General features: G+C 45.3%; 11 protein-coding genes. 9 read left to right on the forward strand and 2 right to left on the reverse strand.

The annotated features are described in order from the left end of the window. Positions 1 to 437: 437 nt before the first annotated feature. The 9 genes from STSP1_RS04310 (at position 438) to STSP1_RS04350 (ending at position 10714) form a co-directional block, all read left to right on the forward strand. The gene (locus STSP1_RS04310) at positions 438 to 2210 is read left to right on the forward strand and encodes a glycoside hydrolase family 2 protein (protein ID WP_085755170.1); all 1773 of its coding nucleotides are present in this window, start codon (positions 438 to 440) and stop codon (positions 2208 to 2210) included. Positions 2211 to 2231: 21 nt separating this feature from the next. Further along, positions 2232 to 2843 carry a glucosaminidase domain-containing protein gene (locus STSP1_RS04315; protein ID WP_085755171.1) on the forward strand — a complete coding sequence of 204 codons (612 nt, stop codon included), beginning with the start codon at positions 2232 to 2234 and terminating at the stop codon, positions 2841 to 2843. 125 nt (positions 2844 to 2968) lie between these two features. Continuing rightward, entirely contained in the window at positions 2969 to 3643 is a 675-nt protein-coding gene (locus STSP1_RS04320) for a DNA methyltransferase (protein ID WP_226997512.1), read from the forward strand. Beyond that, positions 3636 to 5147: an Eco57I restriction-modification methylase domain-containing protein gene (locus tag STSP1_RS04325; protein WP_085755172.1), complete on the forward strand. Its 1512-nt coding sequence runs from the start codon at positions 3636 to 3638 to the stop codon at positions 5145 to 5147. Before STSP1_RS04320 ends, STSP1_RS04325 begins: the two co-directional genes overlap by 8 nt. Beyond that, on the forward strand, positions 5140 to 5403 hold the full coding sequence (locus tag STSP1_RS04330) for a DNA-binding protein (protein WP_085755173.1): 264 nt from the start codon (positions 5140 to 5142) through the stop codon (positions 5401 to 5403). Before STSP1_RS04325 ends, STSP1_RS04330 begins: the two co-directional genes overlap by 8 nt. A 46-nt stretch (positions 5404 to 5449) precedes the next feature. After that, a complete protein-coding gene (locus tag STSP1_RS04335; protein ID WP_085755174.1) occupies positions 5450 to 7936 on the forward strand; it encodes a GIY-YIG nuclease family protein in 2487 nt (828 codons plus the stop codon). Positions 7937 to 8103: 167 nt separating this feature from the next. Next, positions 8104 to 9576 carry a cysteine--tRNA ligase gene (cysS, locus tag STSP1_RS04340; RefSeq protein WP_085755175.1) on the forward strand — a complete coding sequence of 491 codons (1473 nt, stop codon included), beginning with the start codon at positions 8104 to 8106 and terminating at the stop codon, positions 9574 to 9576. Positions 9577 to 9644: 68 nt separating this feature from the next. Further along, positions 9645 to 10004, forward strand: coding sequence for a hypothetical protein (locus STSP1_RS04345; protein ID WP_085755176.1), 360 nt, complete (start codon positions 9645 to 9647; stop codon positions 10002 to 10004). Further along, positions 10001 to 10714, forward strand: coding sequence for a YggS family pyridoxal phosphate-dependent enzyme (locus STSP1_RS04350; RefSeq protein WP_161491603.1), 714 nt, complete (start codon positions 10001 to 10003; stop codon positions 10712 to 10714). Before STSP1_RS04345 ends, STSP1_RS04350 begins: the two co-directional genes overlap by 4 nt. A gap of 18 nt (positions 10715 to 10732) precedes the next feature. Here STSP1_RS04350 and mcrC read toward each other — a convergent pair whose 3' ends face one another. Further along, on the reverse strand, positions 10733 to 11779 hold the full coding sequence (gene mcrC / locus STSP1_RS04355) for a 5-methylcytosine-specific restriction endonuclease system specificity protein McrC (protein ID WP_085755178.1): 1047 nt from the start codon (positions 11777 to 11779) through the stop codon (positions 10733 to 10735). Continuing rightward, positions 11772 to 13880 (reverse strand): AAA family ATPase, encoded by a 2109-nt coding sequence (locus STSP1_RS04360; RefSeq protein ID WP_085755179.1) that lies wholly within the window; start codon positions 13878 to 13880, stop codon positions 11772 to 11774. Before STSP1_RS04360 ends, mcrC begins: the two co-directional genes overlap by 8 nt. Positions 13881 to 14136 lie beyond the last annotated feature (256 nt).

Consider the following 14136-nt stretch of genomic DNA (forward strand, 5'->3'; position numbering starts at 1 on the left):
AAATTAGCGGCTGGACAAGGTGGACTCGGTCGGTGGAACTTTTGCCTTTTCATTGCCTATTGTCCACTTATTTCGCCCCGCCTGCGGCGGGCCTACATGCGTGGCTCGGTTTAAACATTAGTTTTGTGAAATCGCTGCGTAATACTAACGACAATCAGAGCCGTGCGTGGAGTCCGCCGAAGGCGAAGAGCCTGTCCGCCGCAGGCGGACTGGCTCTGTCAAAAAAAACACTGTCCACATCAGAGCAGGATTATGTATTGCGTAGCAGCTTAGCTGCCCAAAAGAATTGCCGCACTCCCCCGCTTGATTTTTCTTCTTTACTTTTCCCCGCATTTCAAATATAAAAAAGCCCGCAGATTTTCGATATGGGAATGGAAATTTTACCAATGGTATAGAGACGGTTATGTATTATTCAGATTCACAGGGAGACTTGCCTTATGAAACGCTCACTTCTCATTTTTGTTCTTTCAGCAACGTTTGCGTTTGGCGCAGATTTAATCACCAATGTTGACAACAGGGATACAACAAGCCTGAACGGCTCTTGGCGGATGATAATCGACCCTTACGAAAGCGGCTTCTACGACTACCGCTACAACGAATCCCGCTGGGGATATTTCCGCGACGCCGAGCCGCGGGATAAATCGGATCTCGTGGAATACAGCTTCGACAAGGCCGAGCTTATCAGCGTACCCGGAGACTGGAACAGCCAGATGGAGAAGCTCTTCCTCTATGAGGGCACGGTGTGGTACAGAAAAACCTTCGACTATCAGCTCGATGAGGGCAAGCGGCTCTTCGTTTACTTCGGAGCGGCCAATTACGAAACGATAGCCTATCTCAACGACAAAAAGCTCGGCAGACACGAAGGCGGCTTCACCCCCTTCTGCTTCGAGATAACAAATCACGTGAAGCCTAAAGACAACAGCCTCGTTGTGAAGGTTGACAACAAACGCGTTGAGACGGCCGTGCCTACGGTGATGTCCGACTGGTGGAACTACGGCGGGCTCACCCGCAGGGTTATGCTCATCGAAGAAAGCGAAACCTTCATTCAGGATTCGTTCATACAGCTCGAGCAGGGAAGCCGCAGCCAAATCGCCGGCTGGGTGCAGCTTGAGGGCAGCGAAAAGCAGCAGGAAATCGAACTTTCCATACCGGAAGCCGGCATCAGCAAAGCCTTCCGCACGGATGAAAACGGCAGGGCCGAAATCAGCCTCAAAGCAGACCTCCAGCTCTGGAGCCCGCAGAACCCGAAGCTCTACGACGTTGTCATAGAAGCGGGCGGCAGCAGGCTCGAAAACCAAATCGGCTTTCGCTCTATCGAAACAAAGGGCGATGAAATCCTGCTCAACGGCAGCCCCGTTTATCTCAGGGGAATCTGCATTCATGAAGAGGCCCCTCTACGTGAGGGCAGGGCATTTCTCAAAGAGGATGCTGAGATCCTGCTGGAATGGGCAAAGCAGCTCAACTGCAATTTCGTTCGCCTCGCACATTACCCGCACAACGAATATATGACAAGGCTCGCAGATCAGATGGGGATTATGGTATGGTCTGAGATTCCGCTGTACTGGACGATCTCTTGGGAAAACGAAAAGGTGTATAAAAACGCCCTCTCCCAGCTCGATGAGATGATAAACCGCGATAAGAACAAGGCATCGGTTATTATGTGGTCTGTGGCGAATGAAACGCCGATAAGCAGGAGGCGTACGGAATTTCTCGCAAGCCTCACCGATGAGGCGAGAAAGCTCGATTCCACCCGCCTTATCACAGCTGCCCTCGAAAAACACACCCGCGGGAGCAGTATGCACGTTGACGACCCGCTCGGGAAATATCTGGATGTGCTGGGGTGTAATGAGTATGAAGGCTGGTATTCCGGCGACAAAGGCTTCAGCCGCACGTGGGAAACGCCGTACAATAAGCCGCTGGTTATGAGCGAATTCGGAGGCGGAGCCCTGCAGGGCTACCACGCAGACTCCGAAACCCGCTGGAGCGAGGAGTTTCAGGCGAGCCTGTATGAAAAGCAGTTTGGAATGCTGAATAAAATCGATTTCCTCCGCGGAACAACCCCTTGGATACTAAGAGACTTCCGTTCGCCGAGAAGGCCGCTTGCCGATATTCAGGATTTCTACAACCGCAAGGGACTCATCTCAGAACGCGGCGAAAAGAAGAAGGCCTTCTACCTGCTTCAGGAGTGGTATGAAGAGAAAATGCAGTAAAGAGTTTACGGAAGCTGATAAATGAAAAAAACAGTATGCAGATTAACGCTCATTTTAATTTCGGCAGCTTCGGCTGTTTTGCTGTGCTCCTGCGGGGGGCAGCCCCAAAGGCTCGCAGAGGCAGACTATACGAGCAGATACCTCCCGATCCCGATAGCTTCTGCGCCGAAAGCAAATGCCCGGCAGCTCACTGCATTCTTCCTCGCCTCCAACCCCTCGGCAAGCAGAGCAGAGATAAGCCGGCTCGCCCGGATTTACATCGAAGAGGCCGCTGCGGAGGGGATAAACAGCGATATCGCTTTCTGCCAGATGGTGCACGAAACGAATTACCTCCGCTTCGGCGGAGACGTGCGACGGGAGCAGAACAACTTCTGCGGACTCGGGGCAACAGGCGGCGGCGAACCCGGCCATTCCTTCCAGACGCCCCGCCTCGGGGCTCGGGCACATATCCAGCACCTCAAGGCGTACGCAAATTCACGCCCGCTGAGAAAAGCCCGCATAGACCCGCGGTTTGAGCTCGTTAAGAGGGGAAGCTCGCCAAATATCGACGGCCTCACCGGCACGTGGGCAACCGACCCGCAGTACGACCGAAAGCTCAGGAGAAAGCTCAGAGAGCTCGATAAGTTTCTATAGCCAGCCAGAGGGCTGCTCCCCCCTCGCCAGATGAATTTTGAAGCAAAAGTACTTTACAAGACTTAGAAAAGCCTTTATAATATCCCGCAATACTTACGGAGGATTCTTTTCTTTAGGCAGGAATAATGGCAAAGCAAACAAACACCACACCTGATTCAATGCAGGTTAGAACAAGACAGAGGGTTGCAGACCATGGAGAGGTGTTCACTTCTCAGCGAGAGGTAAATGCCATGTTAGACTTGGTCAAACAGGAAACAGAAAGAATTGATTCTCGGTTTCTTGAACCTGCCTGCGGGACGGGCAATTTCCTTATTGAGGTTTTGCGGAGAAAGCTCGCTAGGGCCAAAGAAAGATACAGAAAAAATCAGCTTGAATATGAGCGTAATGCCGTGCTCGCAGTATCCAGCCTTTATGGGATAGACATCCTCGAGGATAATGCGGCCGAATGCAGGCAAAGGCTCTTTGATGAGTTCGACAAGCACTACCTCGCTTTATACAAATCCAAATGCAAGCACGAATGCAGAAGAAGCGTTAAATTCATTCTAAGCAAAAATATCGTTCGCGGGGATGCCCTCACCATGAAAACAGCAGACGAAAGCTCATACATCGTTTTCCCTGAATGGGCTGCTGTAAACGGGAGTATGATGAAAAGACGGGATTTTACATTCCATGAGCTCCTGGGCAATTCAGAAGTTAGAAATACCCCCCTGTTCTCGGACTTAGGGGAAGAGGCGTATGTGCCGGAGCCGATAAAAGAATATCCGCTTGTTCATTTTCTGGAGCTTGGAGCCGATGGATAGAACCAACTACAATCCCGATGTTCTCAACTGTCTTGCAAATCTAAGCAATGATGAGGTATTCACGCCGCCAAAGCTGGTAAACGAAATGCTTGATCTGCTCCCGCCGGAAATCTGGAAGGATAAAAACGCAGCTTTCCTTGATCCGGTATGCAAGACGGGCGTTTTCCTGAGAGAGATTGCAAAAAGGCTTACAGAGGGGCTCAAAGATGAAATTCCTGATCTGCAGGAACGGGTAAATCATATATTCAGAAATCAGATATTCGGAATCGCTATCACAGAGCTCACAGGCCTCGTGTCGAGAAGAAGCGTTTACTGCTCGAAAAAAGCTGACGGCAAATATTCTGTCTGCAATGAATTTCAAAATGAGCAGGGAAATATTCTCTTTAATCCTTGCAAGCACAACTGGCGCAGAGGCAGATGCACCTTCTGTGGAGCTGCTCAGGCAGTTTACGAGAGAGACGATGAATTAGAAGCCCATGCTTATCAGTTTATACACACAGAAAAACCGGAGGATATTTTTAATATGAAATTTGATGTGATTGTTGGAAACCCGCCATATCAGTTGAGCGATGGAGGAGCTCAGGCTAGTGCTATTCCACTTTACCATAAATTCGTTCAACAGGCGAAAAAATTAAAACCTCGATACTTAACAATGATTATTCCTTCAAGATGGTTTGCTGGAGGAAAGGGGCTTAATGAATTTAGAGAAGAAATGCTTCACGATAAAAGAATTAGAAAACTTGTGGATTTTCCTTCTACTTCTGATTGTTTCCCAGGAGATGTTAAAGTTGAAGGAGGGGTTTGCTATTTTTTATGGGATAGAGACTATTCAGGCAATTGCGAAGTCAAGAGCATCATCGGAAACGAATATGATATTTTAGAAAGGCCTCTATTAGAGCGTAATTCTGATATATTTATCAGGTACAATAAGTCTGCAAACATCTTCAGAAAAGTAAATAAGAAAAATGAAAAAAGTTTTTCAGAATATGTGAGTTCAAGAAAACCTTTTGGCCTGCCAACAAACTTTCAAGATTATTATTATGTTCGTTTAGAAAATCACTTAAAATTATATGCAAACAAAAAAACAGTATATGTAGATACTGATAAAATTATACATAACAATAGCTGGATTAATAAGCATAAAATTTTAATTTCAATGGCTTATGGAATGGGAAATGCTAAACCATATCAAGTTATCAATAAACCTTTCTATGCTGAGCCTAACTCCTGCTGCACTGAGACATACCTTGTAATTGGACCATTTGATTCAAAAGAAATATGTGAAAATGTAATCAGTTATATAAAAACAAAATTCTTCAGATTTCTTGTTCTACTCAGAAAAAATACTCAGCACGCTGCAAAAGGTGTTTATCAATTTGTCCCTATTCAGGATTTCAACGAGCCTTGGACAGACGAAAAGCTTTACAAAAAATACGGCCTTGATGAAGAAGAAATCAGCTTTATTGAATCAATGATTCGTCCAATGGAGATGGATAATGAATAATAAGGCTGAAATTGAGAAAATAAGCGTCGCTCATCAGCAGAATATCATCATTTACACCAGCCCCGACGGCAAGGCATCGGTTGCTCTTTACACCAAAGACGGCACGGTGTGGATGAACCAGAAGCAGATCGCAGAACTTTTTGCCACCTCAGTACCAAACGTCAGTATGCATATATCTAACTTATTAGAAGAAAAAGAGTTAGATGCAAATTCAGTCATTAAGGATTACTTAAAAACTCACCATATCGGGAATTGACAAAGGGCAGGATAGCCGATATTATCCTAAAACACAGGAGCGAGAAATGAGCAAGTTCACCTTTCCCTCAAGGCCGCAGGCAGATCCCAAAATATACGCATACGAAGATACAAACCCGCAATATGAAGGGTTTTTGAAGGTAGGTTATACCAGCGTGGATGTTGAGAAGAGAGTTGCCCAGCAGTACCCGACAGCGCGGCCCGGGAAACCGCCATACAAAATTGTGCTCAGCGAGCCTGCTATAAGGAGCGACGGCAGCAGTTTTACAGACCGCGATGTTCACAGGCAATTGCTGAAGATGGAAAAAGAAAATCCTGAGGGCGAGTGGTTTAAGTGCAGCAAGGAAGATGTTAGAGCGGCGATTATAGCAGTAAGAGAAGGGCTGGAGAACGAAGAAAACCGCTATAGAGATTTTGAAATGAGGCCTGAACAGGCCGAGGCAGTGAAAAAAACCGCCTGTTACTTTGAGCAGTGCAAAAAGGAAAGGCCTGATAAAACCTCCCATTTCCTATGGAACGCAAAAATGCGTTTCGGAAAAACATTTGCTGCTTATAAGCTCGCAAAACGGATGGGCTGGAATAAAATTTTAGTTCTCACATTCAAGCCCGCAGTTCAAAGCGCATGGGAAGAGGATATTAAAACGCATATAGACTTTGAGGGCTGGCAGTTTATCTCAAGAAACGGTCTGCGTTTTGAAGATATAGACAGAAACAAGCCTTTTGTATGTTTTGGCTCATTTCAGGATTATCTCGGCAAAAACGCCCTGGGCGGAATTAAAACAAAAAATGAATGGGTACATGAAATCAACTGGGACTGTGTAATCTTTGATGAATACCACTACGGGGCATGGCGGGAAAATGCGAAAGAGCTTTTTGAAGCGGAGGATAAGAAAGAGCAGAAATTTGGCCAAGGAGAAGGGATTGAGCTTTACGAAGAAGAAATAATGCCCATTACAACCGATGCCTATCTCTATCTTTCCGGAACTCCTTTCAGGGCGATAAGCACAGGCGAATTTATCGAAGAGCAGATTTTCAACTGGACATATTCCGATGAGCAGAAAGCAAAAGAAGAATACGCCGACAATCAGTATAACCCCTATGCTCCACTGCCGAGAATGGCAATGCTAACTTATCAGATGCCCGATTCGATAAGACAGGTTGCAATGGGAGGCGAGTTTGACGAGTTTGATTTGAATGTGTTTTTCTCGGCAGAAGGCGAGGGGGAAGAGGCGAGGTTTGTATATGAAGCTGAAGTTCAAAAATGGCTAAATCTCCTGCGGGGGGCAAATATAGAAAACTACACCTCAGATTTGAAACTCGGCTCAAAAAAGCCGCCGATGCCATTTTCGGATTCGAGGCTGCTTAATATGCTCACGCATACATTCTGGTTTCTGCCGAGCGTTGCCTCATGCTGCGCTATGCGAAATCTTCTAACTAAAAGAAACAACACCTTCTTCCACGATTACAAAATAATTGTTGCCGCCGGCCGCTCTGCAGGCATTGGAGTTGATGCGCTCGGGCCTGTTAGAGAAGCTATGGACAACCCGCTTAAAACAAAAACCATTACTCTCTCTTGCGGAAAGCTTACTACGGGGGTAACCGTTAAACCGTGGTCTGGTATTTTTATGCTGAAGAATCTTTCAAGTCCGGAAACATACTTCCAGGCGGCCTTCAGGGTTCAGTCTCCTTGGACAGTAAAAAAGAGCGATACCAGCGAAGAAGAAATATTGAAAGAGCAATGCTATGTATTTGATTTTGCTCCAAACAGAGCTCTTTCTCAAGTGGCAGAATACAGTTGCAGATTAAACGTTGACGAAAACAATCCTGAAAAAAAGGTGGCGGAGTTTATTAGGTTCCTGCCGATTCTTGCATACGACGGCAGCTCCATGAAGCAAATTGATGCTGCGGGGGTCTTGGATATGGCAATGAGCGGCACATCCGCTACACTTCTCGCCAAGAGATGGGAGAGCGCTTTGCTTGTTAATGTGGACAATGGAACACTTCAGAGAATAATGGATAATCAGAAAGCGCTTGATGCTTTGATGAGCATTGAAGGATTCAGGAATCTAAATCAGGATATTGAAACGATAATCAACAAATCGAATGATGTTAAAAAAGCCAAGAAAGAACTTGGCGAAGAAGAACCTTCAAGCGAGAAAAAGAAAGAGATTTCCGAAGAGGAAAAAGAGTATAAGAGCCTGCGCAAAAGGGTTCAAGATAAGCTGATAAAATTTGCAGCGAGAATCCCTGTATTTATGTATCTAACAGACTACAGAGAACGAACGCTTAAAGACGTAATAACGCAGCTTGAACCCGGGCTTTTCAAGAAAGTAACAGGGCTAACCGTTCAGGATTTTGATCTTCTTGTAAGCATTGGAGTTTTCAACGACTCGCTGATGAACGACGCTGTTTACAAATTCAAGCGATATGAAGATGCAAGCCTTGATTATACCGGAATAGACAAACACGAAGGCGAAGATGTAGGCCTGTACAGTACGGTAGTGAGCAGCGATGAATATGAAAATATGACGTGAGTTTGAAGCGGGCAGCATTATTCAAACGCTTGAAAAACAGATTGCAATTAAAAGACACAGAACCGCTGCTTTTGTCTGCTTTATTTGCTGTTTACAATCACTGCTTGGGAATATAGAATAACAGCAGTGTTTCAACTGCGCCAAACACCAAAAACAGGGAACAGGAAATGAGCTTAAAAGTATATAATTCGCTAACAAGAGAAAAAGAGAGCTTCAAACCGATAAATGAAGGTTCGGTGGGGATGTACGTATGCGGGCCTACCGTTTACGGCGATGCCCACCTCGGGCACGCAAAGAGCTATGTGAGCTTTGATATAATCGCCCGATATATTGAATACCTCGGCTACGATCTCACATACGTTCAGAACATAACAGACGTAGGCCATCTGACAGACGACGCCGACGAAGGCGAGGACAAGCTCGCTGTGGCGGCGAAAAAGCAGAAAAAGCACCCGATGGCTCTCGCCGAATACTACACCGCCAGCTACTTCGAGGATATGGACAAGCTCAACTGCCGCAGGCCGGATATCAGCCCGAGGGCAGCAGGACATATCCCCGAGCAGATTGAGCTTATCGAGAAGCTTATAGATGCCGGCCACGCATACGAGGTGAACGGCTCGGTGTATTTCGATGTAACAAGCTTCAAAGGCTACGGCAAGCTCTCAGGCAGGAATCTTGAGGATATGCTCAGCGGGACGCGGGTGGGCGTGAAATCGGAAAAGAAGCATCCCGCAGATTTCGCCCTCTGGAAGAAGGCAGAGCCGAATCATATAATGCAGTGGAAGAGCCCTTGGGGGATGGGATATCCGGGCTGGCATCTGGAATGCTCTGTTATGAGTATGAAGTATCTCGGGGATACGATCGATATCCACGGCGGCGGGCTCGAAAACAAATTCCCCCACCACGAATGCGAAATCGCCCAGTCCGAAGCGGTTACAGAATGCCCCTTCGTGAAATACTGGCTGCATAACAATATGGTAACCGTTGACGGGACGAAGATGGGCAAAAGCCTGAACAACTTCATCAACTTAAAGCAGGTGTTCTCTGGCAGCCATGAACGGCTCAGCAAGGCCTACGACCCGCTCGCAGTTCGAATGCTCATTCTCAACAGCCACTACAGAAGCCCGCTGGACTTCTCCGATGCCGCCCTTTCTGCGGCAGAAAGCGGGCTCGAGAAGATATCTGCCGCTGTTAAGGCTGTGCGAAGGGCGGCAGAAAAGGCTCCCGAAGGCGAGATAAATCAGAAGGTGCAAAAGCAGCTTGATGGCTTCCGGCACCGCTTCGAGAAGGCAATGAACGACGATTTCAACACAAGCGTTGCGCTGTCTGTGGTTTACGAGATGGTAAAGCTCGCAGAGAAGGAGGCGGGCAAGGCAAACAAGGCAACGCTTCAGGCAGTCGATGAGCTCTTCTCAAAGCTCGGCGGGGATGTGCTGGGAATCGTGCGGGAGAGCTACCCCGAAGACTCAAAAGCACTCACCGAACTCGCAGACTACCTTATGCAGGATGTAATCGAGAAACGCGCAAAGGCAAGGGCTGAGAAAAACTTCGAAGAGGCAGACCGAATCAGAGATGAGATGGCAAAATTCGGCGTAACCTTCAAAGACACTCCAAACGGAACTGAATGGGTTATCCAGTAGATTCAAGGCAGAAGGAAATGGCAAAGCTTGCCTGCGAAATCTGGCGGTTTTGAAAAAGGAGATTATTTATGTATAACTGGGCACGATCAGCAGACACATTCATAAACACCAAGGTTGATACAATCAGCCGGGGCAAGACCCGCAGCAACCAAACGAGACTGGAAAACATTGAAGACCAGCTCGACAGGCTCATCCTCGTTAATCGGGCGCTCTGGGAGCTGCTCAGCGAAAAGACAAACCTCACAGACGACGAGCTCTTCAGCAAGGTTGCCGAGATAGATATGCGCGACGGCGAGATGGACGGCAAGCTCCGCAAGGAGATGAAGAAATGCAGCAGCTGCGGCCGTGCCCTCAACCCCCGCCACCAGAAATGTATGTACTGCGGGAGCGAAAGCCTGAAGAAAGATGCATTCGATGCAATAAAATGAGCAAGATCGAAGAAAATTTAAATATTGTTGAAGAGAATATCCAAGCCTCCTGCGAAAGGGCATCCAGGAGCAGGGATGAGGTGAGCCTTGTTGCTGTTACCAAAACCGCAACGCCTGAGCAGGTAGTGGAGGCGGTGCGGCTGGGCTGCACAGACCTCGGCGAAAACCGCCTGCAGCACTTCTCCGAAATAAGGCAGGCCGCCGAAAGCAGCGAGGAAATATCACGACAGCTTCCCAGCCTGCGGTGGCATATGATCGGCCATATGCAGAGAAACAAAGCCAAACACTTCCTCCCGCTGATGGATTTGCTCCATTCGCTCGAATCGCTGAAGCTTGCGGGAGTTTTGAATAAACTGCTCGCAGAAGAGGGAAGAAAGCTTGAGGCGTTCATTCAGGTAAACTGCTCACACGAAGAGCAGAAATACGGCGTGCCCGCAGGCGAGGCCGGAGAGTTTGCCGCCAAACTCGCTGAGCACGAGAATATCATCCCCGCCGGAATTATGACTATGGCCGCTTTCGAGGCGAGCGAAAAACAGCTCCACGAGACATTCGCCCTTGCAAGGGAAACTATGCTGAATGCCCGCTCCGCCCTGCCGGAAAAACTCCAAAAAAGCTTCTCACGCCTGAGTATGGGGATGACAAACGACTACCCAATCGCAATCGAAGAAGGCGCAACAGACCTGCGAATAGGCTCAGCAATTTTCGCCTGAATCAGTTCTTTTTCAGTTTCAGTTCAGGATATCAATCAGTTCGTTATGTATGTCAGCCCAATTCTGATTCAGGTTTACTGTTTGCAGCGAAATCCTTCGACCCTTAATAATCCATTGATGATTTACTTTATTTTCGCTTGCAGAAGGATAAAGCAGAATTCCTTCACAATTTTCGAAAGGGTCATTCATAATATAAGCAAAAATTTGATACAGATTTTTAGAGCGAGCCTTCTCTATTTCATAATAATTTTGAAACATCCTGGTGTAAAACTTTGTATCCATTATGATCTTACGACCACTTGATGTTAATGATATATCTGTTCGCATATCTGGTAGCATCGCCTTATCTTTGCTGGATTCAAAGCCGCTAAGATCCCAATCGACAAATTCTGACGCTACTTTAAAACTGGTTTGTTCCTTTGCATAAAAGTTTCTAACAAAGCCTTCAAAAAGCCTCGCCATTGCCTGATGGTCTCTTCTGAAGTCATTAAAAATGAATCTGCCGGCCTCTTCTGATGGTAGAAGGCAATCATAAATGAGCTCACATACATTTATCAGAAATGCATAATAGCTGTTGTTTCGATTAAGACACACTCGGCCAAAGAGCCTTTTGTTCATATCAATTTCATCAACACCATCAAATCTTCTGTAGATTTTTCTAAGATCGTTTGCTGCTTCTCTGTCCACCTCAGAGCAGCGTATCATTCTGCGAATTGTGGTTTTAATTATCTGATTGTGCAGTATGTTATTATCGAATTCATCAAATTGGCATATCAGGGCAGGCTTCCGCATAAAAGTTCTGTTAAATGATTCTGTGAAACATATCTGCCCTCGTATCCGGCTGACCATCTCTTCTTTTTGGATATAATCACTGTCAAGTCCGCGTTTGAGAATACGTGATGCCCCATTGATCAAAACTTTTGCAAAAAGCGTTGAAAGATTTTCTTTGTTGGTCTGGCTGACAGGTGTCTGTTTTGCTTCTTCAAGCTTATCCCATGAATAACTCAGCAGGTAGTATATATTTTGAACCGGTATTTTAGTTAAGTCTGGTTTTTCGCTAATCATTTAGAAGCCGTTTCATTTCGTTCGCCTTATCGGGATTATCGAACCAATATTCTTCCAGCAAAGGTTTAATCTCGTAGTCATAAATTTGTCTCAGCCAAAGTTTTTCGTTTTGAATATCTCTCTGCGGACAAAAGAAACTGTGCCCAATGCAGAAACCTTCCCCGAGATTATGAATGTCTTTTCTAATCTCTTCATTGAGCCTGAGCATTGACTCCCTTATAGCGGTTAAACAGCTCTCAGATATGCCTTTTGAACTTAAAAACTCGCCAAACTTATTCTTATCGAAATGCGGGGTAAGAGTTTGGAAGGCAAAACGCCTTCTGAGTGCAAAATCTACCATCGCAAGTGAGCGGTCTGCGGTATTCATTGTGCCAATCAAATAAACATTTTCAGGTATGAAAAAACCCTCATTTGAATAAGGCAGAGGGATTGAATATTCTTTGCCTCGCTTATCTTTCTCTATAAGCATCATCAGCTCACCGAATATCTTGCTCAGATTTCCGCGGTTGATTTCATCAATTATAAAAACATATATGCCCTCAGAGTCTTCCCTTGCTTTGCTGCAAAAATCGTAAAATACCCCGTCTTTGAGTATAAATTTACCATCCTCGCTAGGTCTGTAGCCTTGGATAAAATCTTCATAACTGTAAGACTGATGAAACTGGATCATCTTAACTTTGCTGTTATCTTTAGCCCCAATAAGACTGTACGCTATCCTCTTGGCTATGAATGTTTTCCCAACCCCCGGCGCCCCCTGCAGTATGATATTCTTTTTCTCTTGGAGCAAATCAACTATACCGCTGAAAGTCTCCTCACTCATAAACAAATCCTGCATCGCATCAGAGATAGAAAAAGAAGCCGCCTTTTCACTTTCGCCAACCAAACGAAGATAATAATTAACCATATTCTCGTAAGGCGTTATATCGGTTAGCTCCTTCGCCGAACTAAGCATATTCTCCTTGACATTCCAATTGCCTATTACCTTCCACTCAACTTTGACACTATTTCTCAATTTAAAGTCTTCTTCTTTGCGATATTCATACTCTCCTGAAACTACACCATACCCCACAATCTGCTGTTTATCATAGCCTTGATTAAACTTAGCAAAAACAACATCTCCTCTTTTCAGTTCATGGGCGAAATTATAACAGAGCAGTTGAATCATTATGGGGTTAGAATACTGTGGGAACTTCTTTTTTATCGCTTCCCCAACTTCCTCTTTAGAATTGTATTGACGCAAATCACCGATCTCCCCCCACCCTATTGTTGCAACTTCTTCGTCCTGCCATTTCTGCCATTTTTCTTTTGTAAACGGCGAAATAGCCCAATAGCGAATCTCTTCATGAGATCCAGTTTCGTCATCTTCAGTTTGGCTGGCGTTTCTGCTTAGCAATGCTTGCCTTGATAATTCAGGGAAGGAGATTTCTTCCCCTTTCTTACTTAAAGCATCCTTCATATCATCTATCGCATTCAGGTAATTAGAACCACTCAAGTCTTTACGACTTGGGACTTTAATGCCCAGATTAGATTTAAGATAATTCCTGGAAAGGCTGTCAAGAGTCATAAATTTAGTAGGGCGAACCCAAAAGAGCCCAGAGGTTAAGTTGAATTTAACATTTTTCAGATCAACCGCGCTATCAAAAGCCTTTACGAAATGCTCCTTTTGTTCCTGATTAGACTTATCTGCATAACCCAAGGATGCCTCGAAAACATCCCAAAGCTTATCTATATCACCCTCCTTCCTTAGATACAAGAAACGGTAAAACAATGCCATGAAATTGTTAAGCGTGGGAATGCCGTCATCAAAATTAAAATTATCTGGCAGTCGGTTTTTAAGACTTAAAGATTCAGCTAAATAGTTAGCGAGATTAACACGTAAATTCTTTTTAATATTGCGATTAAAAATTCCCATAAAAGTAAAAGGGCAGATATCCTGAAGAGGAATTTTTTCATTTGGGGCTTTTTTGTCGTGTAGATAATCTAATTTATTAGATTCGGCTTTTTTCAGTTTGGAAACAATCTCAATCAAGGAATTGCGGTTATTCTTGTATTTAAGCAGTTTATTTGCAAACTCTTCATAAAACTCAACCCAACTGCTCATATTCTTAACTCCATAAATATAATCGTTCTTTCAAAAAATAGGCTTCTGAAACGGGCTTATTAACACTAATTTAAGTATTATACTCATCAGCAACTGAAGCCTAAAACGGACATTATACTCTTTAGAATCTATAAGTCCAGCGGGTACACTGCCCTTCACGTTTTTTCACTCCCGTTTTGCAGTGCCTTCTTGGGAAATCGATATTTTTCTCAACAGGGGCTTACAAAAATTTACCGCCAAAGTTAGGAAAAGACTA

The organism is Sedimentisphaera salicampi (assembly GCF_002117005.1).
Taxonomy (GTDB): Bacteria; Planctomycetota; Phycisphaerae; order Sedimentisphaerales; family Sedimentisphaeraceae; genus Sedimentisphaera; species Sedimentisphaera salicampi.

What these genes read in the sequence shown, in the direction of transcription:
- STSP1_RS04310 (WP_085755170.1), top strand. Translation starts at nt 438, where the DNA reads ATGAAACGCTCACTTCTCATTTTTGTTCTTTCAGCAACGTTTGCGTTT.
- STSP1_RS04315 (WP_085755171.1), top strand. Translation starts at nt 2,232, where the DNA reads ATGAAAAAAACAGTATGCAGATTAACGCTCATTTTAATTTCGGCAGCT.
- STSP1_RS04320 (WP_226997512.1), top strand. Translation starts at nt 2,969, where the DNA reads ATGGCAAAGCAAACAAACACCACACCTGATTCAATGCAGGTTAGAACA.
- STSP1_RS04325 (WP_085755172.1), top strand. Translation starts at nt 3,636, where the DNA reads ATGGATAGAACCAACTACAATCCCGATGTTCTCAACTGTCTTGCAAAT.
- STSP1_RS04330 (WP_085755173.1), top strand. Translation starts at nt 5,140, where the DNA reads ATGAATAATAAGGCTGAAATTGAGAAAATAAGCGTCGCTCATCAGCAG.
- STSP1_RS04335 (WP_085755174.1), top strand. Translation starts at nt 5,450, where the DNA reads ATGAGCAAGTTCACCTTTCCCTCAAGGCCGCAGGCAGATCCCAAAATA.
- cysS (WP_085755175.1), top strand. Translation starts at nt 8,104, where the DNA reads ATGAGCTTAAAAGTATATAATTCGCTAACAAGAGAAAAAGAGAGCTTC.
- STSP1_RS04345 (WP_085755176.1), top strand. Translation starts at nt 9,645, where the DNA reads ATGTATAACTGGGCACGATCAGCAGACACATTCATAAACACCAAGGTT.
- STSP1_RS04350 (WP_161491603.1), top strand. Translation starts at nt 10,001, where the DNA reads ATGAGCAAGATCGAAGAAAATTTAAATATTGTTGAAGAGAATATCCAA.
- mcrC (WP_085755178.1), bottom strand. Translation starts at nt 11,779, where the DNA reads ATGATTAGCGAAAAACCAGACTTAACTAAAATACCGGTTCAAAATATA.
- STSP1_RS04360 (WP_085755179.1), bottom strand. Translation starts at nt 13,880, where the DNA reads ATGAGCAGTTGGGTTGAGTTTTATGAAGAGTTTGCAAATAAACTGCTT.